The organism is Mariniphaga sp. (assembly GCF_041687215.1).
Taxonomy (GTDB): domain Bacteria; phylum Bacteroidota; class Bacteroidia; order Bacteroidales; family Prolixibacteraceae; genus Mariniphaga.
On sequence record NZ_JAWLCI010000010.1, the window covers coordinates 12,393 to 35,238 of the forward strand.

The following is a 22,846-nucleotide window of genomic DNA, read 5'->3' on the forward strand; positions in this document are numbered from 1 at the left end:
GCACACCCTCTGGTGGCCCCGGGGAAGCTTATGAAGGGCAACAGTGTGCAGCAACTGTATTGAATGGTAATTATGCGACTTCAGTTTCTTCAAGATTAATAAGTCCAACATATGTAGTTCCATCCGCTTCGGAGAATCCTCGTTTACGTTTTTGGCATTGGTATAGTATGGGACCTAATGACTATGGAAAAGTACAGATTAAAGTAGATGGTACAACGGATTGGGTGGACATATCTCCTTCATACATCAATACTGGCAGCGATGTATGGACTTATCCTTCTATTGATTTATCTGATTATGCAGGGCAATCGGTTCAAATTGCTTTTTACATTTATTCTAATCCTTTTGATGTCAGCACTGGTTGGTATATTGACGATGTAGAAGTGCTAACCGGACCTATGACTTTTAATAATCCTGAAGATTGGGAAAGTGGGCTTGGCGAATGGGCTTCAGAAAGTGGCACTTGGGAAGTTGGCACACCCTCTGGTGGCCCCGGGGAAGCTTATGAAGGGCAACAGTGTGCAGCAACTGTATTGAATGGTAATTATGCGACTTCAGTTTCTTCAAGATTAACAAGTCCAACATATGCAATCCCATCAGCTTCAAAGAACCCTCGTTTGCGATTTTGGCATTGGTATACTATGGGACCTAATGACTATGGAAAAGTACAGATTAAAATAGACGGTACAGTCGATTGGATTGATATTCCTTCAGCCTATTATACAAATACGAGTGGCAATATTTGGACATATACCTATTTCGATTTATCCAATTATGCAGGTCAATCGGTTCAATTTGCTTTTTACATTTATTCTAATGCTTTTGATGTCAGCACTGGGTGGTATATTGATGATGTCATTATCGAATTTGACTCTCAGCTTTCAACAGAAACCAATTTCCTAACTTACAGTTTTGGAATGCCTCCTCAAACCGGAGATGCAACAATTGATGCAACGGCACATACCGTTGATATTGAAGTTGAATATGGAACAGTTTTAACATACTTGATTTCCACTTTTACACTTTCCGACGGCGCAACTGCAAAAATTGGAGGAGTAGCACAAGTTAGCGGAACAACGGTAAATGACTTTTCAAGCCCCGTAACTTACACAATCACTGCAGAAGATGGAATAACAGTTCAGGATTGGGAGGTAACTGTTACAGTTGCACCAAATGCAGAAACTGAAATAACTGACTTTGGATTTGGCATTCCACCTCAAACCGGAGATGCAACGATAGATGCAGTTAATCATACTATTGATATTGAAGTGGAATATGGAACGGATGTGACAAATCTGGTTTCCACCTTTACGCTTTCCGATGGAGCATCTGCAGAAGTTGGTGCTGTTGCACAAGTCAGCGGGACCACTGAAAATGATTTTTCAAGCCCGGTAACTTATGCGGTTACTGCCGAAGACGGAACTACCGTACAGGATTGGATGGTAACTGTTACCGTTGCACCAAATACAGAAATTGAAATTCTGGAATTTGGCTTTGGCATCCCGCCACAAACTGGCACTGCGTCAATCGATGAAGTCAATCACACCGTTGATATTGAAGTCGAATCAGGCACTGATGTTACTGGTTTGGTTGCTACCTTCGCCCTTTCTGACGGCGCAACCGCAGAAATAGGCGGCGTGGCACAAACCAGTGGTACAACGCCTAACGATTTTAGCAGTCCGGTAACTTACACTATCACTGCCGAGGACGGAATCACAACACAGGAATGGGTAATTAGGGTAACGGAAGAAGTTGTATTAAACAACGAAACCCATATCCTTACCTACAGTTTTGGCATTCCGCCACAAACCGGCGAAACTTCAATCGATGAAGTGAACCACACGGTTGACATAGAGGTAGAATCGGGCACAGACCTGACTAGTCTGGTTGCAACCTTCACACTTTCAGAAGGAGCAACAGCCGAAGTTGGAGGTGTTGCACAAACCAGCGGATCCACATCTAAAGATTTTAGCAGTCCGGTGACATACACAATCACTGCCGAAGACGGAACCACAACACAGGATTGGGTAGTTACGGTAACGGAAGAAGTTGTATTAAACAACGAAACCGATATTCTCACATACAGTTTCGGCATACCGCCGCAAACCGGCGCAGCTTCAATTGACTATGTCAACCACGCCATCGACATCGAAGTGGAATCGGGAACCAACCTTACCAACTTGGTTACCTCATTTACTATTTCAGACGGAGCTTCGGCAAAAGTCGGCGGAGTTGCACAGGAAAGCGGGACAACTGAAAATGATTTTTCTAGCCCGGTAACTTATACAGTTACCGCCGAGGATGGAACGACAATTCAGGATTGGCTTGTAACAATTACTGTTGCTCCAATTACAGTTATTGATTTGGGTTCAGGGTTGGTTGCGCATTATCCTTTCAATGGTAATGCAAATGATGAGACTGGAAATGGTCATGACGGAGTGGTCAATGGGGCAACATTAACTTCAGATAGATTTGGAAATGAAAACAGCGCTTATCATTTTGACGGCAACGATTATATTAGTGTAGCTGATGATCCAAGTTTTACCTTTGGGACAAATCCATTTTCGTTATCCCTTTGGATAAATCTTGACCAAATCGGATCATACTATATAATGGGCCACGATGATGGAGGGGGTTATACAAAAAAATGGATTTTGTGGTTTACAGGGAATTCTTTAGGGCTTCATGAAAGGTTAAATGGAGAATATTGGATAATAAATATTCCTTGGGATCCTGAATTAAATAAATGGTATTTTATTAGTCTGATTCGCAATCAAAATACATTTAGTATTTATGTTGATGGAGGTTTAATTGGATCAATTGAAGATTCGAGAACAATCCCTGATCCAAGTGAACCACTATTAATTGGAAATGCTGAGCTATCAGAAAGAATGTTTAGAGGTGATATAGATGATGTTAGTATATATAACCGTGCTTTGAATGTTGCAGAAATTGATTCCCTTTTTAATCAAATATCCAGTCCGAACGATAATGCCGATATAGTATCATTTGGTTTCGGAACACCACCTCAAACCATCGACGCCGCAATTAACACAAATTCGCACACTATTAACATTGAAGTGGAATCCGGAACCGACCTGACCAGCCTTGTTGCGACCTTCACACTTTCAAATGGAGCAACAGCCGAAGTCGGGGGAGTGGCACAGACCAGTGGTACCACTTCCAACGATTTTAGCAGCCCGGTAACTTACACAATTACTGCCGAAGACGGAACTTCAACACTGGACTGGGTGGTAACAGTAAAGGAAGCGCCGACTTTAAACAACGAAACCGATATTCTTACTTACAGTTTCGGCATACCTCCGCAAACAGGGAATTCAATAATTAATCACAATTCTCAAACAATTACTATCGAGGTTGAAAATGGTACAGATTTAACTAGCCTTGTTGCAAATTTTACTTTGTCCGATGGTGCAACAGCAAAAATTGGAGACGATGTTCAAACTAGTGGTTTAACATCCAACAATTTCACCAATACTGTCACATATAGTGTAACTGCTGAGGATGGAACCACAGTTCAGGATTGGGTGGTTAAAGTATCTGTTGAAACCGGATTAAATGATGAATCCGATATTTTAACTTTCGGTTTTGGAATTCCACCACAAACAGTTGCTACAACAATTAACTTCAATTTTCATACAATTACTGTTGAGGTTGAATACGGAACAGATTTAACGAATCTTATTGCAGGATTTTCTCTTTCAGAGGGAGCGTCGGCGAAAGTTAGTGATGCTGTTCAGGAAAGCGGAGTTACAGTAAATGATTTCACCAATCAGGTTACTTACACTGTAATTGCTGAAGATGGAATTACTGTTCGGGAATGGATTGTAACAGTTTCAGTTGCACCAAATACAGAAACAGAAATTCTGGAGTTTGGCTTTGGATTACCGCCCCAAACCGGGGATGCAACCATTGATGCAACAAATCATACCGTTAACATTGAAGTTGAAAACGGAACAGATATTACAAACCTTATTGCAGAATTTATCCTTTCAGATGGCGCCTCAGCAAAAGTTGGAGAAGTTGTTCAGGAAAGCGGAGTAACTTCAAATGATTTCACCAATCCGGTTATTTACTCAGTTATTGCCGAAGATGGAACAACGGTTCAGGAATGGGTTGTTACCGTTTCTGTCGCTGCTAACACCGAAACAGAAATTCTGGAATTTGGTTTCGGAATACCTCCCCAAACGGGAGCATCTGTAATTAATCCTGATACATGGACAATTCAAATTGAGGTGGAATCAGAAACAGATTTAACCAATCTGATTGCCACATTTAAACTGTCAGAAGGGGCAACCGTAAAAATAAGTGAAGTTGTGCAGGAAAGCGGCATTACCCCCAATGATTTTTCCAGTCTGGTTATTTATACAGTTATTGCCGAAGATGGGATGACTGCTCAGGAGTGGAATGTTTTAGTTGATCGTATTACAGGTGCGAATGAATTCTATTTGAAAAATTTTAAAATATATCCGAATCCTTTTTCTGAAAATACAACCATTGAATTCAGTAATCCCAAACATTCAAATTATAAAATGGTCCTTTATAATATATTGGGTAAAAAGGTATTGGAAATGAATAATGTTACTTCAGATAAAATTATTTTGAAAAGAGGTTCACTTAAATCCGGTATTTATTTGATTGAATTGAGAGGTGAACAAACTTACTACTCAAAATTGATTGTTGAAAAATAATAAAAGCCACATGGTTTTTGACAACCAGATGTGCAGATGTCGTTTTTATTATTTATTTCATTCATGAAAAAATAAAAGCCGGCACCTTAAAAAAAGAATGCCGGCTTATTTTTCAAGCAACTGCAGGTTTTTTGGTAATCTGTTTTACCGGCTTAGAAACAGTTTTCGAAGGCAGAATATCGATTCCTGTTTTTGATTTTTGGAGCTTTTTCATTCGCTCGTTCAGCAGCTTTTCCCATTTTTCGGCCAGTTGCAGTTCACCCGATAACGTTAAACTGTCGTATTCATCGTTGTAAATTTCTAAAGATTCATCAGGTCTATTTTTATCGTTTGGATAAAAACACAATTCAAGCTTGTCAATTACGCTGTAACTTGATTTTTTTTCGCCAATGGTGCGGTTTGTATTTAAAAGTCTGCAGATTTTGAATTCCCGGAGATTTATACTTTTTGCAATTTCCATGTTTTCACCTTTTTTATAAAAATAAAGGTGATTTGCCATCTCGTCGAGGCCAATAACAAAATTGCTGCAAAATTCGTGTTGTGAAATAGTACCGCCTTCATTTCCCGCTATTTCGGTAAGTTTGCGGAGCAGGTTTTTTTTCTTTCTTTTTTTGCTGTAACCGGTTAAAACAAATGGTATTGTTACAATAGCAATAAAAATAAAGGTTATAATAATTGTTCCTAAATCCATTATAAACATTTTTAAAAATTATTAAACAAAATGAAATATTACAGAAAGATATTTTTCTGCTGATTCAGAGTTTCGAAGTTGTCGGGTAAGAATGTCAAAAATGAATGCTTACAAATGCAAGTTGCGCTTTCGGCAATTATTTCAATTGCAAAGGAGCGACCTGAAAGCATATTTCCATCTGGTTGCAGTTGATTGCGACAACTTCAAAATGCTTTTAGAGTTTACCAGAAGTAGTGGAAAGGAAAAAGGAAATCTGCTTTCCGTAGCCGTATCTGAAAGTTTTTGGACTGAAAAACATATTGAACAAATTCGGATGAGATTGTTTTTTCAGCATATTTTAAACAGGCAGAAAAAGATTTGTACGGAGAATCTGGATTAGAATAATTTATCCCGCTGAACAGATTAACAGACGATTCCTGTGTTAATGGAATGCCTAAAATACCGGAAGGGCTTACATAAAATAAAATACGATTGCCGGAAGTTTGCGTTTCAAAAACAGAAGAAAATTGCGGCTTCGCATTTTCCGTAAAAAGAAAAACTGCAATGCTGTAAAGTACTGCTGTTAATACTCCTCCCGCTATTTTAAACACTTTTTTCACGGAGCAAAGTTAAGGTATATTTCGACTGTTTGCTCAGTGTGTAGTGTATAAATGTTTACATTTAAACTTCCAATGCTTTAATGAGTTTTTCGATATCGAACTTTTTCATTGACATAAAGGCCTGCACCACGTTTTGTACCTTTTCAGGTTGATTAACCAGTTTCAGCAGAATGGCCGGAATAATTTGCCACGAAACGCCGTATTTATCTTTCAGCCAGCCGCATTGTTCTGCTTCGGGTACGGCAGAAAGTTTTTCCCAGTAGTAATCAATTTCCTCCTGTGTTTCACATTCTACCACCAAAGAAATGCCTTCATTAAAACTAAATTTGTGAGGCATTGAACTGTCCATCGCCATTAACACATAACCATTTAAACTGAATTGAGCGTGTTTTACATGGCCTTCCACATCGCCTTCTCCTGCTTCATATTTTAAAATTCCCGTTACTGATGAGTTTTTGAAAACCGAAGTGTAATAGCCGATAGCCTCTTCGGCTTTACCCGCCATTTCGCCTGTAAACATAAGGGTGGGAACAAATTTTTGTCCAACATCCTTTAGTTTGCCAAACGAAAGTTGCCAGCTCACACCGTATCTATCCTGAATCCAGCCGTATTTTTGACTCCAGGGATACTTATCGAGTGCCATTAATACCTGTCCACCATCGGAAAGTTTTTTCCAGGCCTCGTCCACTTCCTGTTCATTTTCACAGGTTACGTAAAAAGAAATAGATGGGTTCGGTTGGAATTGTGGACCACCGTTGATGCACATAAATTTTTGGCCGTCACTTTCGAATGTTACAACAAATTGATTTTCAGAAGTAATTTTTGTATTCTTAAATACTGAGCAGTAAAAATCTGCTGCTTCCCTTGCTTTGCCGTTGAACCAAAGGCAGGGGTAACTGGAATGATTCATGATTTGGATTTTACGCTTTTTCGGAGCAGTTAAACATCCAATTTACACCAAATTTGTCTTTGCAACTACCGTAATAATCGCCCCAAAACATGTCCTGAAGTTCCTGTTCCACAACGCCGCCTTCTGAAAGTGCGTTAAAAATCCGGCGGGTTTCCTCGCGGGTGTCGGGCATCAGGTTGATGTACACATTGTTGCCTTTATTTACCTTAAATCCCATCGATTCGGGTGCATCGCTTCCCATAAGCAGGTAGCCACCAAGTATTGGCAGCGTAACGTGCATCACCAAATTTTTATCGGCTTCGGGTAATGGAGGCATTTCTTCGGATGGTGGAACATCTTTAAACCGCATAATGCCATCACCCATAAATTGGGTACCGAAAACCGTTTTGTAGTAATTAAAAGCTTCTTCAGTCTGGTTGGGGAAATTGAGATAAATACTTACACTTGCCATAACTATTTGTTTTTAATGGTTGAATTTTATGCTTCACAAATCTCTTTTATTTTCTTCAGAGCTTTGGGCCAGGTTTTTTCAAAATAGTTTTTGTATTCCGGGGTTGTATCGGTATCAACAGAAAGCAGCGTTTTTCCATTTTTATTTTCGAATGTATAATTTTCCAATCCTCCGGCCCATTTTTCAACATCAGGACCGGTGGTTATCTCTTTTCCATCTGCAATTATTCCATAATGTTCAATGCTGATAAACCGATTTGGAATATTGTCCTTAATCCGGCTGAGCATTCCTCCTTCGTTTCCTTTTTCGTCTGTTCCGAGAAACAAAATTTTTGAACCTTTTTCCCATGAACCTTCGTACCGTGAGGTTGGATTAAAAAGTTTCGTCCATTCACGGTATGTTTTGTCGGCAAGCATCAACCGAAAAACCTTTTCAATCGGGGCATCTATTTCGGTTTCAAAATGGAGCCTTACCATTTTTTTAATGGATTCGGCGTATTTCTTAAAGTTGTTGAGGATAGCCTGCCAGCCATCCTGCTGCAGTTTCGCCGGGTTTTCTTTTTCAGCTTCAAAAATCTCGGTAACAGTTGTTGAACTGCCGCTGGTTTCAAAAGCAACAGTCACTTTTCTGCCGTCGGCAAGGGTGTAAAGAATTCGCTCGCGGGGCTGAATTTCATCGAAGGTGCCTTCAAAATCGAAACCAAAACTTCCGTCTTTGGCTTCCATGCGCCAGCAGAATTTTCCGCCTTCGCGCAAATCGTTTTGGGCTTTTGGGGTGTGCCATTCGTCTGATGCATGGTTCCAGTTTACTATGTGTTCGGGTTTTGTCCAGTACTCCCAGACCAGGTCAACCGGCACGTTTATCGTGGTGAAAACGGTAAGAATTGTGTTGGCTGAAGTTTCCATGGTTAATGTAATTAAATCGATTAGTGAAGTTAAAAACAATTGTTCCTGTAAAAAAGTTTAAATGCTTGTTTTTTAAGTATTTGTTCAAAATGGAAGAGCTGTTCTTCCTTAAATAATACGAAAACACCGGCAGGTGCCGGTGTTTTGGTATCAAGTTGGAAAATTTTTCCGGATGCTATTTTTTAATCAGTTTTCCTGAATGCAGGGTTTCCGTTCCGTTCTGCAATTTATACAGGTAAATACCATTTTCCAGCGCTGAAACTGAAACTGGGTCACCAGAGTTGATGAGGCGTTGAAATATTTTTGCCCCGGCAATCTGAAAGACTTCAAGATTCAGTTTTTCCTGGTTACTATCCCAGTTAAATATTACTGTTTCACTGGCCGGATTGGGATAAATTGAAAATCCGGCTTTATTCAGATTATCTGCATAGGTATTTGTTCCGGCTGAGTAATAAAAAATAGTTTTAGCAGAAAGCTGTGATGTTCCTTCATTCCATTCCATGGTTTCTATTTCCTTAACCGCTTTACCCGGAACCTGAAATTCTTCAACTATTCCATAAAACAACAGGTAGGAGGGCAAAAAAACTTCGGAATTGTTAAAATCATAATACGTGTATTCATCTGTTTCATCCGGAATCCATTCCTCGCTTGTTGCGTCCCACAAAGAGTAAGTTTCTGTGGATACATCCCCGGATGCATTGTATTCAAAGTCTGTTCGGGCATTCTTTTCCAGCTCAAAGAACAAAAGGTTTAAAGACAAGTCTTCTGTGAAAACTAACCGACCTGAACCATCATAGTTGTATTCTGTTTTGAAAAAAAGAATTTCCTCTTCTTCAAAAAGAAAAAACATGGAAGACGTTTCCATTCTGTCTGAGTTGGTATAGGTAAATACAAAACGCATGGCTGCCATATATTCTTCGCCTTCATCCTCTTCAAGCGACCACACTTTCATTTCGGTTAACCGGCCAGAGTCATCATATAAATAATGTTGTCTTCCTTCCAAAACCCATGTGTCAGGCCCGAGTGCATACCAGTGCTGAACTGAGTCAAGTTGGCCTGCATCGTTGTAAAAAGCATTAAGTTTATTTATTAATGAAGGTTCCGCTCCCTGTTCGTGCGATTCATAAATATACATGGTGGAAACTGTGCCATCCGGATTGAAATCTACTTCTGTTTTCGACCAGACATCCCACGTGCCAGAACTATTGTCCCAGTCGCTGTGAAGCCACATGGTGTTTTTCATTTCAGAATCATAAAGAAATTCCTCTTTTGTCTCATTTTCCAATACCTGATTCGCATCATTCCAAACCTGGGAAACTGTGCTGTCGAGCTTCATGGTGGCGGCTGCACTTTTTAAATATTTTTCTGAGACCAAAATAAATGCTGATTGAAATTTGGAATGGTTTAGCAACTGAAAGTTTGCAGATGCTGGTTGCGCATATTTTTTCTTTGCCACATCCATTCTTTTTTGGAGCAATTCAGCGGATTGTCCGTTTGCAAACAAAACAACCGCCATAATGGCGAGAAATAAGGTAAATTTTTTCATAAGGTTACACTTTTAAATTTTTGTAATAAAAATATCTTTAACTCTTATTCAAAATTATGAATATTTGTGCAATTAGCAATCCCGTTTTCTGATTTATTTTAAGAAATATTGAGAAATTATTTTATGTGCAGAGTTCTATCTTCTTCACGACCTAAACCCTTGATTTCGATTGTGCTGTCATTTAAAATAACTTCAGCAAAAGCATTTTCATTTTCAGTTTCAACCATGCCTTTCAGGTTTACAAAATGAATTCCGTTACTTAAGGCATAATTTCCTGCATGGTTGTGTCCGTTCATCCAAAGCTTAACGCAGGAATATTTGTTCAAAACTTCAATTACTTCTGCCTGGTTCCACAAAGCATGGCTTTCGAAGGGTAAAAGCGGATAGTGACAAAAAACGGCAACATTCAGGTTTTTAGATTTTGCCTGCTGTAACTGATTGTTTAGCCAGTTTAACTGCTGTTTGCCAACACCTCCGTTCCAGGGATGGTAGTTTGGTTTCCCTTCAGCTTTTAGTTTTTCCGACATTACATTTGCCTGCTTAACCTTTTCTTTATCAGCCGAAAAAAAAGAAATATCGGTGCCATCCATAAATATAAACATCCATCCTTTTTTTTCCAATGAATAGTACATTTTAGAAAGACCCAGCTCCTTGGGTACTTTTTCCAAATGTTCCGGTTCTACTTCAAAGTCGTGGTTCCCGGGCAAGTGGTAAATGGTTTTGTTTGATTTTTGTAAAATAGGTTTCAGCGGTGTAAAACTGGTAAAATCGCGGTCGATTAAATCACCCACATTCACAACAAACTCCAGGTTATTTTTTTGGTTGAAATGAGCGATGGCCTCTTCCAGTTTTTCCGGCGAATTCCTGTAAAACCGGCTGTTTAGGGTTTCACAGTCACAGTACTGGCAATCGGCAAAAACTCCAAAACTTATTTGGGTTTTAGCGTTTTTTGAAATGAATCCCACAAAAAGTATTAAAATTAGCTGAACAGCATGTTTCATTTTTCATTCCTCTTCGGCCGGCATGGTAAACGAGCCCAGGTTGGTTATCTGATAATCGGCCATGTTGAAACGTTTGTTGGAGTTGGCATCAACACGGGTTACCTGCATCACAGATTTTTCGCCGGTTTCTTTGTCGAGGGTTGTTGCTTCCATCATATAACCCCATGGTACACCTCGTGCATAAAGATTGGTTTTGAACAGGGTGCTGAAAAAATCCTGGGTATTCATTTTCAAGTCCTGGGTAATCCATACTTCCGATTCGGTTTCTTCATCGTTGAATTTGTATTCTTCACATTTGTATCCGGCAATTGTTTTGGACCGTCCGGTTTTTTTTACATTCGGATTAGCCAGGTAAGCTTCCGGGGTTTCCGCCAGATTTTCCTCTTCGTATGTTTCACCTATCGACGAAAAGAATGCCCCCATTCCATAAACAATGCCGGTTTTTTCACCTTTTTCTTCACTCAAAATAATGGTGGCCCCGTTATCTGCGTCAATAATAAACATGCCCTGTCCCGGGTTACCCATGTCGCCCGAAACAACCTGGTAAGCCATACTTTTTGAATCCGGGCTAAGATGTGTAATAAAATCGCCTTCGCTTTCTAATTTCCCGTTTTTGTTGTACGATTCCACGCGCATCTCAATCATTTGTTTGAAAGCATAAGCATCGGCAACAGGCACAGGTTCGCCGCCTATACCAATTCCTTTCATTATATTTTGCATACGTTGTTCACGGTCCCTGTCACTCTGTGACCTGTCTTCTGAAGAACCGGGCTCGTTTTCTGAATCGCTTTCCAGCGACTCTTCAATTTTATCCAATTGTTTATCAATGGCTTCGTCAATTTTTTTATCAACTCTTTCTTCCACTTTTTCTTCAGTTCTTTCCTGAACTTTTTCCTGAAGTTTTCTCAGAAGTTTCTGACCATGAGCAGGTTGAGTCAAAATGGCCGAAACAAAGGCAATTAGCAACAAATTAATTAAAAGTTTCATATTCGTAAAATTTTCAGTTTGAACGACAATCCTTATTTATAAACATTCAAAATTAGAAGAAAAGATTGTAATAATCAATTTTCTGAGCGGAATTTGATTGAAAGAGTTATTTACGATAAATAATTTTCTTGTTCGTAAAAGATCATGACAGCGCAGGATAGGAAGTAGTTATGATTTTTCTTACTTTGGTTGAAATTTTAAGAAGCCGAAAATGAGCAAAAACCATTTTTTAGCATTCGATTTAGGAGCTTCCAGCGGAAGGGCAATGCTGGGTACACTTGAAAACGGCAAATTGAAACTTACAGAAGTTCATCGTTTTAAAAACCAGATGACCCGGATTCATGGCACATATTTTTGGAACATTTTTAATTTATTCGATGAGTTAAAAACGGGTTTGAAAAAATGTGTTTCTGATTTGAAAATTCAGCCGCAATCCATTGGTATTGATACATGGGGCGTTGATTACGCTTTGGCAAACTCTGCCGGAAGATTGACCGGATTGCCGTTTGCCTATCGCGATCACCGGACTGACCATTCAATGGAACAGTTTTTTAAGCGGCTGCCCAAAAAAGAAACATACCTTCTTTCCGGTATTCAGTTTATGCAGTTTAACACACTTTTTCAGTTGTTTGCATCGGTACAAAATGAAGATCCGGAACTAAAACAGGCTGAGAAAATGTTGTTTACACCGGATGCGTTGAATTACCTTTTTACCGGTGTTCAAAAAAATGAATACACAATTGCCAGCACCTCGCAAATGTTGAAACCGGGCAAACCGGAATGGGAGTACAAACTTTTTGATGCTGCTGGAATTGACCGGAAACTTGGCAGCGAAATAATACTTCCGGGAACTTTGTTGGGGAATATTCTGCCTGAAATTCAGGAGGAAACAGGAAGTGAAAACATTCCCTGTGTTGCAGTGGCTTCCCATGACACTGCATCGGCGGTGGCTTCAGTTCCGGCAGAGGATAAAAACTGGGCTTATTTGAGTTCCGGCACCTGGTCGTTACTGGGAATTGAAAGCCCGAATCCGCTGGTTTCTGAGAAATCACTGGAAATGAACTTTACCAATGAAGGCGGAGTGGAAGGTACCACACGGTTTCTGAAAAACATTATGGGCATGTGGCTCATCCAGGAATGTAAGCGCATTTGGGACCAGGAGAAAGAAATTACATGGCATGAAATTGTTCGTTTGAGTAACAGCTCCCTGCCATTTAAGTGCCTTATAAATCCTGATGATTTGGCTTTTTTAAATCCGGGAAACATGCCCGGGGCTATTCAGAATTATTGTCGAAAAACCAGGCAGCCGATCCCGGAAAACAAAGGCGAAATAGCGCGCTGCATTTACGATAGTCTGGCACTGAAATATAAATATACAATAGGACAAATTGAAACGATAACCGGCGAAACGATTGAAAAACTGCATATTATAGGAGGTGGAGCCAACAACGAACTGTTGAACCGTTTTACAGCCAGTGCAACCGGAATACCTGTGATTGCAGGGCCTACAGAAGCTACCGCAATTGGCAACATTCTTATGCAGGCAAAAGCACTGGGTGTTTTGAATTCGCTGAAGGAAGTCAGAGAAGTGGTGAAAAACTCTTTCGAAGTTAAAATTTACCATCCGGTTGCTGTTGCTGAATGGGAAAAAGCATTTGAAAAGTTCAAAAAGCTGATTTAAAAAATATTTTTATTTGTTTAAATATTTATTTTTTAAGTTTAAACAAAAATGTATTGATTTGCGTTACATTACCAACATTTCAGTAAACTTAAAACAATAACATTAAACAAATGAAAGAGAGGGGTTATTCAATAAAGGATTTAGAGGTTTTATCAGGAATAAAGGCTCACACTATTCGTATCTGGGAGAAAAGATATGAACTGCTTGTTCCGCAACGTACCGACACAAACATCAGATATTATACAGATGATGACCTGCGCAGAATGTTAAATGTTTCTCTTTTGGTTCGCATGGGTTACAAAATATCAAAGGTCTCAAAGTGGGACGAAGAAAGAATTAACGATAAAGTACTTGAAATATCCAAAAGAAGAACGTCTGATTCAGATTATATTGATCGCCTGATATTACACATGGTTAATTTTGATAACCGGGGCTTTTACCAATTAACCAATGAAATTATTGATTCTATGGGGTTTGAAGATGCCGTTACCAAAGTATTTTTCGAATTTTTTGTAAGGGTTGGCACTTATTGGCAGGTGGGATCTATTTTTCCGGCACAGGAACATTATGTAACCAATATTTTCAGGCAGAAAATGATTTCCGAAATTGATAAGTTGGGTATGAAAGAATCCAGCCGCGCAACCATACTGTTTTTTCTCCCTGAAAATGAGCTGCATGAGATGAGTTTGCTTTTCTATTCGTACCTTTCTCTCAAATTGGGTTACCATGTTATTTACCTCGGACAGTTTGTTCCATGGAATGATTTGGAAAAAATTCAGCAACAGGTAAAAATTGATTTTGTATTTACGGCTTTTATCAATTCGGTTGCTAAAGAAGACCTTGAAAATTACCTTGTTTCGCTCAAGGAACTTTTTAGCAACCAAAAAGTTTTTATTACCGGCTGGCAACTGCACCTGCACGAACCCACTCTTCCCAGGAATGTAAAAATCGTAAAAGATTACAAAGAATTTAAAAAGTTTATGAGGTAAAAGATTTTAAGCAGTTTGATATGTTGAATTAATCATCGGTTTTCCCAGATGTTTGCCAAATCCCTTTTACCTGTGAAATTGGCTGCAAACTGCGACTTCTAACTGCGCCTGCTTCTATTTTCCTCTCCGGGCAGCCTCTTAAGAAGTTTTCCGGTACCTCCAAATGGCCAGGCTCAGAAAAAACACACCCAACACAGAAAGAGAAATAAATTCTTCAATCAAATCGAAAAACCCGGAACCTTTCAGGATAACCATACGCATGATTTTCATAAAATAAAAAATCGGGTTCACGCGGTCGGCCATCTGCGCCCATTGCGGCATACTTTCCACAGGCGTAAAAATTCCGCCCATCAAAATAAAAATCATCATAAAAAAGAAACTCACAAACATCACCTGTTGCTGGGTTTCCGAAATGGTGGAAATGAACAATCCCAGACCGAGCACACTGATGAGGTAAATGCCAGCCATCCCAAATAAAAGCCAGAGGCTTCCCACAATGGGCAGGTCGAAAACCAGCCACGCGATAAATAACCCGAAGGCCAGGTCGAAGAGTGCAATAATCCAGAAAGGTACCAGTTTACCGATGATAAAATGGTGTTTTTTTATCGGCGTTACGTTGAGTTGCTCTATGGTTCCTATTTCCTTTTCACGCACCAGGTTCATTCCCGACATGAACATTCCAATGATGGTAACCAAAATGGCCAGAATGCCCGGCGCCATGTACCATTTGTAATCGAGTTCGCTGTTGTACCAGTAACTTTCGGCAATTTTTACCTGTGCAGGCGGGGTAAATTCAGGGATTCCTTTCCATTCGGCCACCAGGTTTTGGTTGTACGAGGAAATAATTCGCGAAGAATAGGCATAGATAAGTTGAGCAGAATTGCCATCGATGGCATTTACAAGAAGCTGTAAATGAGCTTTATCGTTTCGGACTAGGTTTTGTTCGAAATTTACCGGAATGTTGAGTACAACATCAGCTTTGTCGTTCAGCAGCATTTCCTCTCCAATGATTTCATCCTGCACCATTTCAGTGATGTGATAAAACGGAATGCCATCGAATTTGGCAATTAACTCCCGCGATGCAGAGGAAAGGTCTTTGTCAACCACCACCATATCAATCTGTTTCATTTCGAATGTAGCGGCAAAAACCAAAATAAGCATTTGCATCAACGGAACGCCAAAAATCATGGGCAGCATCGACCGGTTCCGGAATATCTGCCGGAATTCTTTTTGTAATATGTAAAGAATGGTTTTCATGTTTCAACTGTTAAAAGTTTCACGTTTTAGGTTTCTCCCCCTTGGGGGAGTTAGAGGGGGCTTTTATTCCAGTCTTACCTTAAACTTTTTCACACTCACCGCCACAAAAAACAGCGTCATTCCAATCAATATGAACGTTTCTTTCCAGACAAAAAGCAACCCGGTTCCCTTCAGCATAATGCTGCGGATGATGGTAATAAACCAGCGGGCAGGCATGATGTGACTGAGCCACTGCAGAATTTTGGGCATGTTTTCGATGGGGAAAATAAATCCCGATAGAATAATGGTCGGCAGCATCAGCGCAATCATTGAAATGAACATGGCCACCATCTGGTTTTTTGCCGCAGTGGAAATGAGAATTCCAAAACAAAGTGCCATCAAAATGAACAGGATGGTTTCAAGCATCAGTAAAATGAAGCTTCCGGTAACCGGCACGCCAAAAACGAAGTGCCCAATCAGCACAATAACAAAGGCGTTGATGATGGAAAGAATCAGATAAGGCAGTACTTTCCCTACAATGATTTGTCCCGGTTTCAGCGGCGAAACCAGCAAAATTTCCATGGTTCCCATCTCTTTTTCGCGGGTAATGGAAATGGAGGTCATCATGGCTGAGATGAGCATTAAAATGAGCGCCATGGTTCCCGGAACAAACATATAGGCGCTTTTCATCTCCTCGTTGAAATACATGCGCACCTCGGGTTCAATTTGCATAGGCATTTCCATGTTCGGGTTCAACTTGCGGATGTAATCGTTGATAATGCCTGTGGTGTAGGAAGTGACCAGCCGGGCCATATTCGGGTCGGACGCATCGGCAATGAGCTGCACCTGAGCTGAACCTTCGCGAATTAATTTTTCACCAAAATTGCTTTCAAAAACAACCACTTCCTTTACTTTCCCTTTTTTGAAAATTTCTTCAATTCCTTGTGTATTGCTGAGGTTTTCTTCGAGCAGAAAATAGCCTGAAGACAGCAGCTTGTTGGTTATTTGCAGGGTGGTTTCATCTTTCGACTGGTCGTAAATGGCAATGTGCACATCGCTGATTTCGCTTTTTATAACCGTGCCAAAAATGAGCAACTGGGCAATTGGAATACCAAACAAAATCAGCATCGTCCGCGGGTCGCGGAAAATGTGGAAGAATTCTTTTTTTATGAATGATTTCAGTTGTTTCATATATTAAGATGGCTGGAAGACGGAAGTCAGAAGACCGAAGTTGATTCGTTATATTACAGAATTTCGTTTTCCATTTTTTTATTAGTTGCTACATATTTTTCGTTTATTCATTACTTATTTCCAAATCCCTTCCTTCGGAAAGGTTAGGGGAGGCTTCCTTCCTTGCAATTTGTATAAATACTTCATCCATATTTTTTGAATTGTATTTTTCTTTCAATTTGGCTGGTGTATCAAGCGCCTCAATTTTTCCGGCATCCATTATTGAAACGCGGTCGCAGTATTCGGCTTCGTCCATGTAGTGTGTGGTAACAAATACCGTTATTCCGTTGCTGGCTGCTTCGTAAATCAGGTCCCAAAACCGGCGGCGGGTAATGGGGTCAACGCCTCCGGTGGGTTCGTCGAGGAACACAATTTTAGGCTCGTGAAAAACAGCCACCGAAAAAGCCAGCTTTTGTTTCCAACCCAGAGGAAGACCGGCAATCAGCTTGTTTTTGGCATTTTCCAACTCCAGTTTTTTTAACAGTTCTGCCATTTTTGCTTTCCGTTTTTTCGGCGAAATCCCGTATATTCCTGCATAAAATTGAATGTTTTCGGTCACAGTCAAATCTTCGTACAGCGAAAATTTCTGGCTCATGTACCCGATGTTCCTTTTAATTTTTTCCGTTTCACGGTAAATGTCGAATCCGGCAACTTTCACTTCGCCGGAAGTAGGAGCGGAGAGGCCGCACAAAATGCGCAGTGCCGTGGTTTTTCCTGCGCCGTTCGCCCCGAGAAATCCGAAAATTTCGCCCCGGTAAACATCAAAAGTCAAATTATCGTTGGCGGTAAAAGAACCAAATTTTTTTACAAGGTTTTGTACGGTGATGATTGGCCCCCTTTCCCTGCCGGGATTTCCCCCAATGGGGGAAAGATTGTTATGGTTTACCTTTGTGTTCATTCTTTATATTTTGAATTCTTCTTTTTCCCTCCTTCGGAGGGGTCAGGGGAGGCTTTTTTCATCAAACTCATAAACACATCCTCAATTCCCGGAGTAATTTCTTCCACCAGCACATTTTTGTGGTTCAGTTTTTCAAGATACAAATCCAGTTCAGATGGTTCCACATCATCATCGATTCCAGTAAAATGCACAAACTGTCCAAAAGCAAACACCGACTCCGCTTTTTCGTATGCCCGCAAATCTTTGATTAGCCGGTAGGTTTCATCTGAACGAATCTGTATAATTTTTCGTGGAAATTTTTCAATTATTTTTTTTGGCGAATCCACATTCAGTATCCGTCCGTTTTGTATAAGTGCCACGCGGTCGCAAAGGTTGGCTTCGTCCATGTAAGGTGTGGAAACAAGGATGGTAATTCCCTTTGCTTGCAGTTTTTTCAGCATTTCCCAGAACTCTTTTCGGGAAACGGCATCCACTCCGGTGGTTGGTTCGTCGAGTACCAGTATTTTCGGACTGTGAATAAGTGCACACGATAAAGCCAGTTTTTGTTTCATTCCACCTGAAAGCTTTCCGGCACGACGATTTTTGAACGGTTCAATCTGATAGTAAATATCGCGGATGAGGTTGTAATTTTCTTCTACGGTAGTGCCAAAAACCGTTGCAAAAAAGTTCAGGTTTTCCTCCACGCTCAAATCCTGGTAAAGTGAGAACCGCCCCGGCATATAGCCAACAATATGCCTGATTTTTTTAAAATAGGCAACCACATCGAGGCCATCCATTTTCGCTTCCCCGGAGTCGGGAAGGAGCAAAGTCATCAGAATGCGCATCAGCGTGGTTTTTCCGGCGCCGTCGGGGCCAATCAGCCCAAACAGCTCGCCTTCATTAATTGTAAGCGATATGTTTTGTAAAGCCAGTATTTTATTGTAGGATTTTGATATATTTTTTACCGTTATCATTTTTTTGAAATTACTTCAAACTGTTACTGTTCACTGCTACTGACAACTGCGACTGCTCACTGCCAACTAACTTCCCCCGGCATACCAATTTTCAGCGTACCGTCGTTTTTTACGGCCACTTTTACGGCATAAACCAGTTTTACCCTTTCTTCTTTGGTTTGAATGATTTTCGGTGTGAATTCTGCTTCAGACGAAATCCATGTTATTTTCCCGGTAAATGACTGGTTCTCTGTATCATTTTTGTCCACCAGAACCTTCACTTCCTGTCCGATTTTGATGCCCGGAAGCTGTGCGCCGCTCACATAAACTTTTAAAGTCAGTTCCCCCAGATTGGCCATTTTGAAAAGCGGTTTACCCGGTGCAGCCAGTTCACCCTGCTCGATATAAGTTTCGAGGATGGTGCCATTGGCTGGTGAAATCACTTTGCAGCGGTTCAGTAAATCGAGGGTCGATTCCATCTGGGTTTCCAGCACCTGCAGTTCCGTTGTAATTGCAGTAAACTGTGTTTTTGTACTTTCAATTTGCCGGTTGATAACGCTGATTTGACCGGTGATGTCATCCAGTTGTTTCTGCGTAGCAGCGCCATCGGCTAGCATTTGTTTAACCCGTATTTCATTGGTCTGAAGGTTCTTTTTCTGCTCTTCAAAAACGGCAACCTGTGCGTTTACAGATTTTCTTTTGGCCTCTACTGCTGTTTTTTGCGCTTCAATTTGCTGAAGTTTCAAATAAACCTGGACCGTGTCGATTAGTGCAGTCACTGAACCTGCATCTATTTTTTGACCTTTTTCCACATTTAACTGAAGAATTTTTCCTGAAGCTTCAGACGAAACAATGACCGTTTCTGCCTCAAAATTCCCGTAAGCATCCGATTTGTCATTTTGGTTGGAGCATCCAAAAAGCGAAAGCGCTAAAATGAAAAAGATTGCTTTATATTTCATTGTATTTAATTTTAAGGTTATCTGTTTATTCTATCTGAAAATTGCGACTGCGACTGCGACTGTCCACTCCCCACATTTCCTTTAATCAAATTGTATTTTTCGTTTGCTTCATCCAACTGAATTTTGTGCAGTTCAAGGTTTAGTTTTGCCACCGTTTCTGCCTGTAATTCACGAATGTAGTCAGTTGTTGTGACGAATTCGTTTTTCAGCTTTGAGGCTGCCGATTTAGTGATTTCTGTCCGTAACTCAACCATTTCCTGGTCCGTTTTCAGTATAGTTTCCAGTTTGCCAATTTGCTCTTTTTGCTGGGCCAGCAAAAGCTGAATGTTTTGGTCGAACGTTTCTTCCTGTTTCTGAATCATTTCCTGCTGCAGTGTGAGGACCTGCTTTTGCCGGTTCGTTTTGTTCCAGTCAAAAACATTCCACGACAATCCGACTCCAACCAGATAGTAGGTATCGAACTCATTGTTCAGCATATTCAAACCCGGCTTGCCGTAACCTGCCTGTCCGAAGCCGAATAGTTTCGGATTGCGTGATTTGTCGAGCAACGTCATTTGCGTTTCCAGTTGTGCCATTTGGTTCGAAAATAACACCTGCTCGGGGCGTAAAAGATTATCTCCGGGCAAAACCGGTTTTTCGTCGAAAACCAATTCAACATTCTGATTCATGGTTTTCCCGGTTAAAATGGAAAGCATTTGAATGGCTGCATTTTTTGCCGCAACGAGTTGAATTTTATGCTGCTCCAGATTCAGTAATTCAGCCTTAATTTCCAGGGCTAAAGTTTTTTCTGCCATACCGTTTCTGATGGCAGACTCCACTGAACTCAGTTTTTCATTTAGAACTTTTTGCTGGGCACTCACAACTTCCATCTGTTTTTCAACCAACAATGCGGTAAAAAATGCCTGTGCAACCTGTTCGTTCAGTTTGTAAAGTTCCACCTCCAATTCGCTTAAATGGCTTTTCAGCAGGGCATCTTCCAGTTGGGCATTGGCTTCTGTTAACCCGCTGTCCCAAATGGTTTGGCGAAACTCAGCATACGCTTTGTACTGGTCTTTGGAAACCGTTGGGATGGAAATGTTGGGCAGCGCAATGTCCACTTTTGTTACATCCGACTGGTAGGTGGCTTGCCCGTTCAACGAAATCTGAGGCATATAACCGGTTTTCAGGTTGTCTTTTTTCAATTGGGTAATTTCCTGCCAGATACCAGCCTGTTGAAGATTCGGATAATTTTCCCGGGTCCGAAGGTAGCATTCGGCAAGTGTAACTTCCTGTTGTCCCAGTGCCATCTGGGCTGGAAGAAGCAAAAGGATAAGAATTCGTTTCATTTTTGCTGAGATTTTTATTGTTTCTGATAACTGTGACTGCATCTGCAACTAATATGTATCATTGTTCATCCGGCTTTTTCAATTAAGATGGAATCCAGAATAAATTGTCTCACAGACTCTTTTCTTTTAATAAGAAATTCTTTGTAAGCTTTTTTGTTGTTTTCAAAGAACATAATTTCCATAAGCGGCCTGGCAACCACTGGAAAAATGCTTAATGCCAGAATGTTAATAAGCAGGTCTTTCGGATCCATTTTTTTGATTTTTCCCGCTTCCATTTCTTTTTCAAGCATGTTGAAAACTTCTTGCGGATTTACACCGGTACTTTTTATCACCGATGCCAGGAACCCGGGGTCGCGATGAATTTCTTTCAGAATAAAAGAAGGTATAAACGGATTTTTCAACAGGAAATCGATATATTTCTCAATAAAAATGCTGAGTTTCTTTTCGAAAGGAAGCTCCGAATGAATAAAAGTTTCGAGACCTGGAAAAATCTGATTAAAAACCTTTTTGAAAATGGCTTCAAAAAGTTTTTGCTTGGTTCGGAAGTAATAGTGCAGCAGCGCTTTGTTTATACCAGCCTCGTTGGCAATTTCCTGCATTCGCGCTCCATCCATACCTTTTTGTATAAAAACCGTTTGTGCTGCTTCAAGAATTTTGTCTTCGGTGTTGTCTTTTTTTATTTCACTCATCACAAATAATTTAACTGTTTGATTTAACCAACTGGTCAAAAATAGAATCATAAATTGGATTGACCAAATATTTTAACCTAAAAGTTTAACCAAATGGTTAAAAATAATTATTTCAAAAAATAAGTGTTACTTTTGATTCTCCAAATTATGCCGGAAAAAGAAGGTTAATGTGGCATTCTAATATTTAATACAATGCATTCAAAAAAATCGAAATCGTTTCAGAATAAAATACCAAATCAGAACAATCTTTCTTTTACAGTTACTGCAAATTCACTTCTTATGGATTTTCTGATGATACAAATGCCTCATAAAAGCCGCAATAACATTAAATCGCTGTTAAGCCACAAGCAGGTTCTGGTTGACGGAAACCCGGTTTCACAGTTCAATTTTCCGCTTACATCGGGGCAAAAGGTTGAAATTAGCAGCAATCGTATTTTGCCGGAACAAAAATTCAGGGAATACAATATTATTTATGAGGACCAGCACATTATTGTAATTGACAAAATGGCCGGGTTGCTTTCCATGGCTACAAAAAATGAGAAACGAAACACCGCATACAGTTTATTAAGTAAACATGTGAAAAAACAGGACAGAGGAAACAAAATATTTATTGTGCACCGCCTGGACAGGGAAACATCGGGATTAATGCTGTTTGCCAAAAGTGAACCGGTAAAAATGAAACTTCAGGAGTTTTGGAATGAAACAGTTATTGAACGCACTTACATTGCGGTGGTTGAGGGAATGGTTGAACAACAGGAAGGAACTATTTCGTCGTATCTGTCGGAGGACAAGGTTTTTAAAATGCACTCGTCGCAGGCGCCCGGTGACGGACAAAAAGCAGTAACGCATTTTTCAGTGCTCAAAAAAAACGAATCATATTCTTTGTTAAAAGTAAATCTCGAAACCGGCAGAAAAAATCAAATACGGATTCACATGCAGGAAATGGGGCACCCCATTGCAGGCGATAAAAAATACTATGCCACAACAAATCCGATGAAAAGATTGGGCCTTCATGCTACGAAAATAACGTTTATTCATCCCGTTTCAGGAGAGAAAATGGATTTTGAAACTAAAATTCCGCGGGTATTTATGCGGTTATTTTAAC

General features: G+C 40.2%; 18 protein-coding genes. 4 read left to right on the top strand and 14 right to left on the bottom strand.

The window, feature by feature from the left end:
• The coding region (locus tag ACESMA_RS05825) for a LamG-like jellyroll fold domain-containing protein (RefSeq protein WP_372947838.1) at positions 1-4,712 on the top strand (4,712 nt) is incomplete at its 5' end.
• Positions 4,713-4,824: 112 nt separating this feature from the next.
• Here the strand turns inward: ACESMA_RS05825 and ACESMA_RS05830 are convergent.
• From ACESMA_RS05830 to ACESMA_RS05860, 7 genes are all read right to left on the bottom strand, one after another.
• On the bottom strand, positions 4,825-5,403 hold the full coding sequence (locus ACESMA_RS05830; RefSeq protein ID WP_372947839.1) for a hypothetical protein: 579 nt from the start codon (positions 5,401-5,403) through the stop codon (positions 4,825-4,827).
• A gap of 660 nt (positions 5,404-6,063) precedes the next feature.
• Positions 6,064-6,912 (bottom strand): VOC family protein, encoded by an 849-nt coding sequence (locus ACESMA_RS05835; RefSeq protein WP_372947840.1) that lies wholly within the window; start codon positions 6,910-6,912, stop codon positions 6,064-6,066.
• Positions 6,913-6,922: 10 nt separating this feature from the next.
• The gene (locus ACESMA_RS05840) at positions 6,923-7,363 is read right to left on the bottom strand and encodes a VOC family protein (RefSeq protein WP_372947841.1); all 441 of its coding nucleotides are present in this window, start codon (positions 7,361-7,363) and stop codon (positions 6,923-6,925) included.
• 26 nt (positions 7,364-7,389) lie between these two features.
• Positions 7,390-8,268, bottom strand: coding sequence for an SRPBCC family protein (locus tag ACESMA_RS05845; RefSeq protein ID WP_372947842.1), 879 nt, complete (start codon positions 8,266-8,268; stop codon positions 7,390-7,392).
• 175 nt (positions 8,269-8,443) lie between these two features.
• The gene (locus tag ACESMA_RS05850; RefSeq protein WP_372947843.1) at positions 8,444-9,814 is read right to left on the bottom strand and encodes a T9SS type A sorting domain-containing protein; all 1,371 of its coding nucleotides are present in this window, start codon (positions 9,812-9,814) and stop codon (positions 8,444-8,446) included.
• Positions 9,815-9,930: 116 nt separating this feature from the next.
• Positions 9,931-10,815, bottom strand: coding sequence for a metallophosphoesterase (locus ACESMA_RS05855; protein WP_372947844.1), 885 nt, complete (start codon positions 10,813-10,815; stop codon positions 9,931-9,933).
• A gap of 3 nt (positions 10,816-10,818) precedes the next feature.
• Positions 10,819-11,802, bottom strand: a complete 984-nt coding sequence (locus ACESMA_RS05860) for a DUF4412 domain-containing protein (RefSeq protein WP_372947845.1) — start codon at positions 11,800-11,802, stop codon at positions 10,819-10,821.
• A gap of 211 nt (positions 11,803-12,013) precedes the next feature.
• Here ACESMA_RS05860 and rhaB point away from each other — a divergent pair, with 211 nt between their 5' ends.
• Together rhaB and ACESMA_RS05870 are read left to right on the top strand one after the other, a co-directional pair.
• Positions 12,014-13,483, top strand: a complete 1,470-nt coding sequence (rhaB, locus tag ACESMA_RS05865) for a rhamnulokinase (RefSeq protein WP_372947846.1) — start codon at positions 12,014-12,016, stop codon at positions 13,481-13,483.
• Between the two features lie 110 nt (positions 13,484-13,593).
• Entirely contained in the window at positions 13,594-14,472 is an 879-nt protein-coding gene (locus ACESMA_RS05870; protein WP_372947847.1) for a MerR family transcriptional regulator, read from the top strand.
• Between the two features lie 138 nt (positions 14,473-14,610).
• On the opposite strand, the gene ACESMA_RS05875 is transcribed toward ACESMA_RS05870, so the two are convergent.
• The 7 genes from ACESMA_RS05875 to ACESMA_RS05905 form a co-directional block, all read right to left on the bottom strand.
• Positions 14,611-15,729 carry an ABC transporter permease gene (locus ACESMA_RS05875; protein ID WP_372947848.1) on the bottom strand — a complete coding sequence of 373 codons (1,119 nt, stop codon included), beginning with the start codon at positions 15,727-15,729 and terminating at the stop codon, positions 14,611-14,613.
• Positions 15,730-15,792: 63 nt separating this feature from the next.
• Entirely contained in the window at positions 15,793-16,899 is a 1,107-nt protein-coding gene (locus ACESMA_RS05880; protein WP_372947849.1) for an ABC transporter permease, read from the bottom strand.
• Between the two features lie 103 nt (positions 16,900-17,002).
• The gene (locus ACESMA_RS05885) at positions 17,003-17,836 is read right to left on the bottom strand and encodes an ABC transporter ATP-binding protein (RefSeq protein ID WP_372947850.1); all 834 of its coding nucleotides are present in this window, start codon (positions 17,834-17,836) and stop codon (positions 17,003-17,005) included.
• A complete protein-coding gene (locus ACESMA_RS05890; protein ID WP_372947851.1) occupies positions 17,833-18,789 on the bottom strand; it encodes an ABC transporter ATP-binding protein in 957 nt (318 codons plus the stop codon). The genes ACESMA_RS05885 and ACESMA_RS05890 overlap by 4 nt, the downstream gene beginning before the upstream one ends.
• Positions 18,790-18,845: 56 nt before the next feature.
• Positions 18,846-19,727, bottom strand: coding sequence for an HlyD family secretion protein (locus tag ACESMA_RS05895; RefSeq protein ID WP_372947852.1), 882 nt, complete (start codon positions 19,725-19,727; stop codon positions 18,846-18,848).
• 17 nt (positions 19,728-19,744) lie between these two features.
• A complete protein-coding gene (locus ACESMA_RS05900) occupies positions 19,745-21,052 on the bottom strand; it encodes a TolC family protein (RefSeq protein WP_372947853.1) in 1,308 nt (435 codons plus the stop codon).
• Between the two features lie 65 nt (positions 21,053-21,117).
• On the bottom strand, positions 21,118-21,741 hold the full coding sequence (locus ACESMA_RS05905; protein ID WP_372947854.1) for a TetR/AcrR family transcriptional regulator: 624 nt from the start codon (positions 21,739-21,741) through the stop codon (positions 21,118-21,120).
• A 192-nt stretch (positions 21,742-21,933) separates the two neighbouring features.
• Between ACESMA_RS05905 and ACESMA_RS05910 the strand changes: the two genes are divergently transcribed.
• Entirely contained in the window at positions 21,934-22,845 is a 912-nt protein-coding gene (locus ACESMA_RS05910; protein ID WP_372947855.1) for an RluA family pseudouridine synthase, read from the top strand.
• The last annotated feature ends 1 nt before the right edge of the window (position 22,846 follow it).

Excerpts from the sequence above, each read along its gene's own strand:
- ACESMA_RS05830 (WP_372947839.1), bottom strand. The coding sequence starts at position 5,403 with ATGGATTTAGGAACAATTATTATAACCTTTATTTTTATTGCTATTGTA.
- ACESMA_RS05850 (WP_372947843.1), bottom strand. The coding sequence starts at position 9,814 with ATGAAAAAATTTACCTTATTTCTCGCCATTATGGCGGTTGTTTTGTTT.
- ACESMA_RS05835 (WP_372947840.1), bottom strand. The coding sequence starts at position 6,912 with ATGAATCATTCCAGTTACCCCTGCCTTTGGTTCAACGGCAAAGCAAGG.
- ACESMA_RS05885 (WP_372947850.1), bottom strand. The coding sequence starts at position 17,836 with ATGAACACAAAGGTAAACCATAACAATCTTTCCCCCATTGGGGGAAAT.
- ACESMA_RS05910 (WP_372947855.1), top strand. The coding sequence starts at position 21,934 with ATGCATTCAAAAAAATCGAAATCGTTTCAGAATAAAATACCAAATCAG.
- ACESMA_RS05880 (WP_372947849.1), bottom strand. The coding sequence starts at position 16,899 with ATGAAACAACTGAAATCATTCATAAAAAAAGAATTCTTCCACATTTTC.
- ACESMA_RS05905 (WP_372947854.1), bottom strand. The coding sequence starts at position 21,741 with ATGAGTGAAATAAAAAAAGACAACACCGAAGACAAAATTCTTGAAGCA.
- ACESMA_RS05840 (WP_372947841.1), bottom strand. The coding sequence starts at position 7,363 with ATGGCAAGTGTAAGTATTTATCTCAATTTCCCCAACCAGACTGAAGAA.
- ACESMA_RS05895 (WP_372947852.1), bottom strand. The coding sequence starts at position 19,727 with ATGAAATATAAAGCAATCTTTTTCATTTTAGCGCTTTCGCTTTTTGGA.
- ACESMA_RS05900 (WP_372947853.1), bottom strand. The coding sequence starts at position 21,052 with ATGAAACGAATTCTTATCCTTTTGCTTCTTCCAGCCCAGATGGCACTG.
- ACESMA_RS05870 (WP_372947847.1), top strand. The coding sequence starts at position 13,594 with ATGAAAGAGAGGGGTTATTCAATAAAGGATTTAGAGGTTTTATCAGGA.
- ACESMA_RS05890 (WP_372947851.1), bottom strand. The coding sequence starts at position 18,789 with ATGATAACGGTAAAAAATATATCAAAATCCTACAATAAAATACTGGCT.
- rhaB (WP_372947846.1), top strand. The coding sequence starts at position 12,014 with ATGAGCAAAAACCATTTTTTAGCATTCGATTTAGGAGCTTCCAGCGGA.
- ACESMA_RS05875 (WP_372947848.1), bottom strand. The coding sequence starts at position 15,729 with ATGAAAACCATTCTTTACATATTACAAAAAGAATTCCGGCAGATATTC.
- ACESMA_RS05855 (WP_372947844.1), bottom strand. The coding sequence starts at position 10,815 with ATGAAACATGCTGTTCAGCTAATTTTAATACTTTTTGTGGGATTCATT.
- ACESMA_RS05860 (WP_372947845.1), bottom strand. The coding sequence starts at position 11,802 with ATGAAACTTTTAATTAATTTGTTGCTAATTGCCTTTGTTTCGGCCATT.
- ACESMA_RS05845 (WP_372947842.1), bottom strand. The coding sequence starts at position 8,268 with ATGGAAACTTCAGCCAACACAATTCTTACCGTTTTCACCACGATAAAC.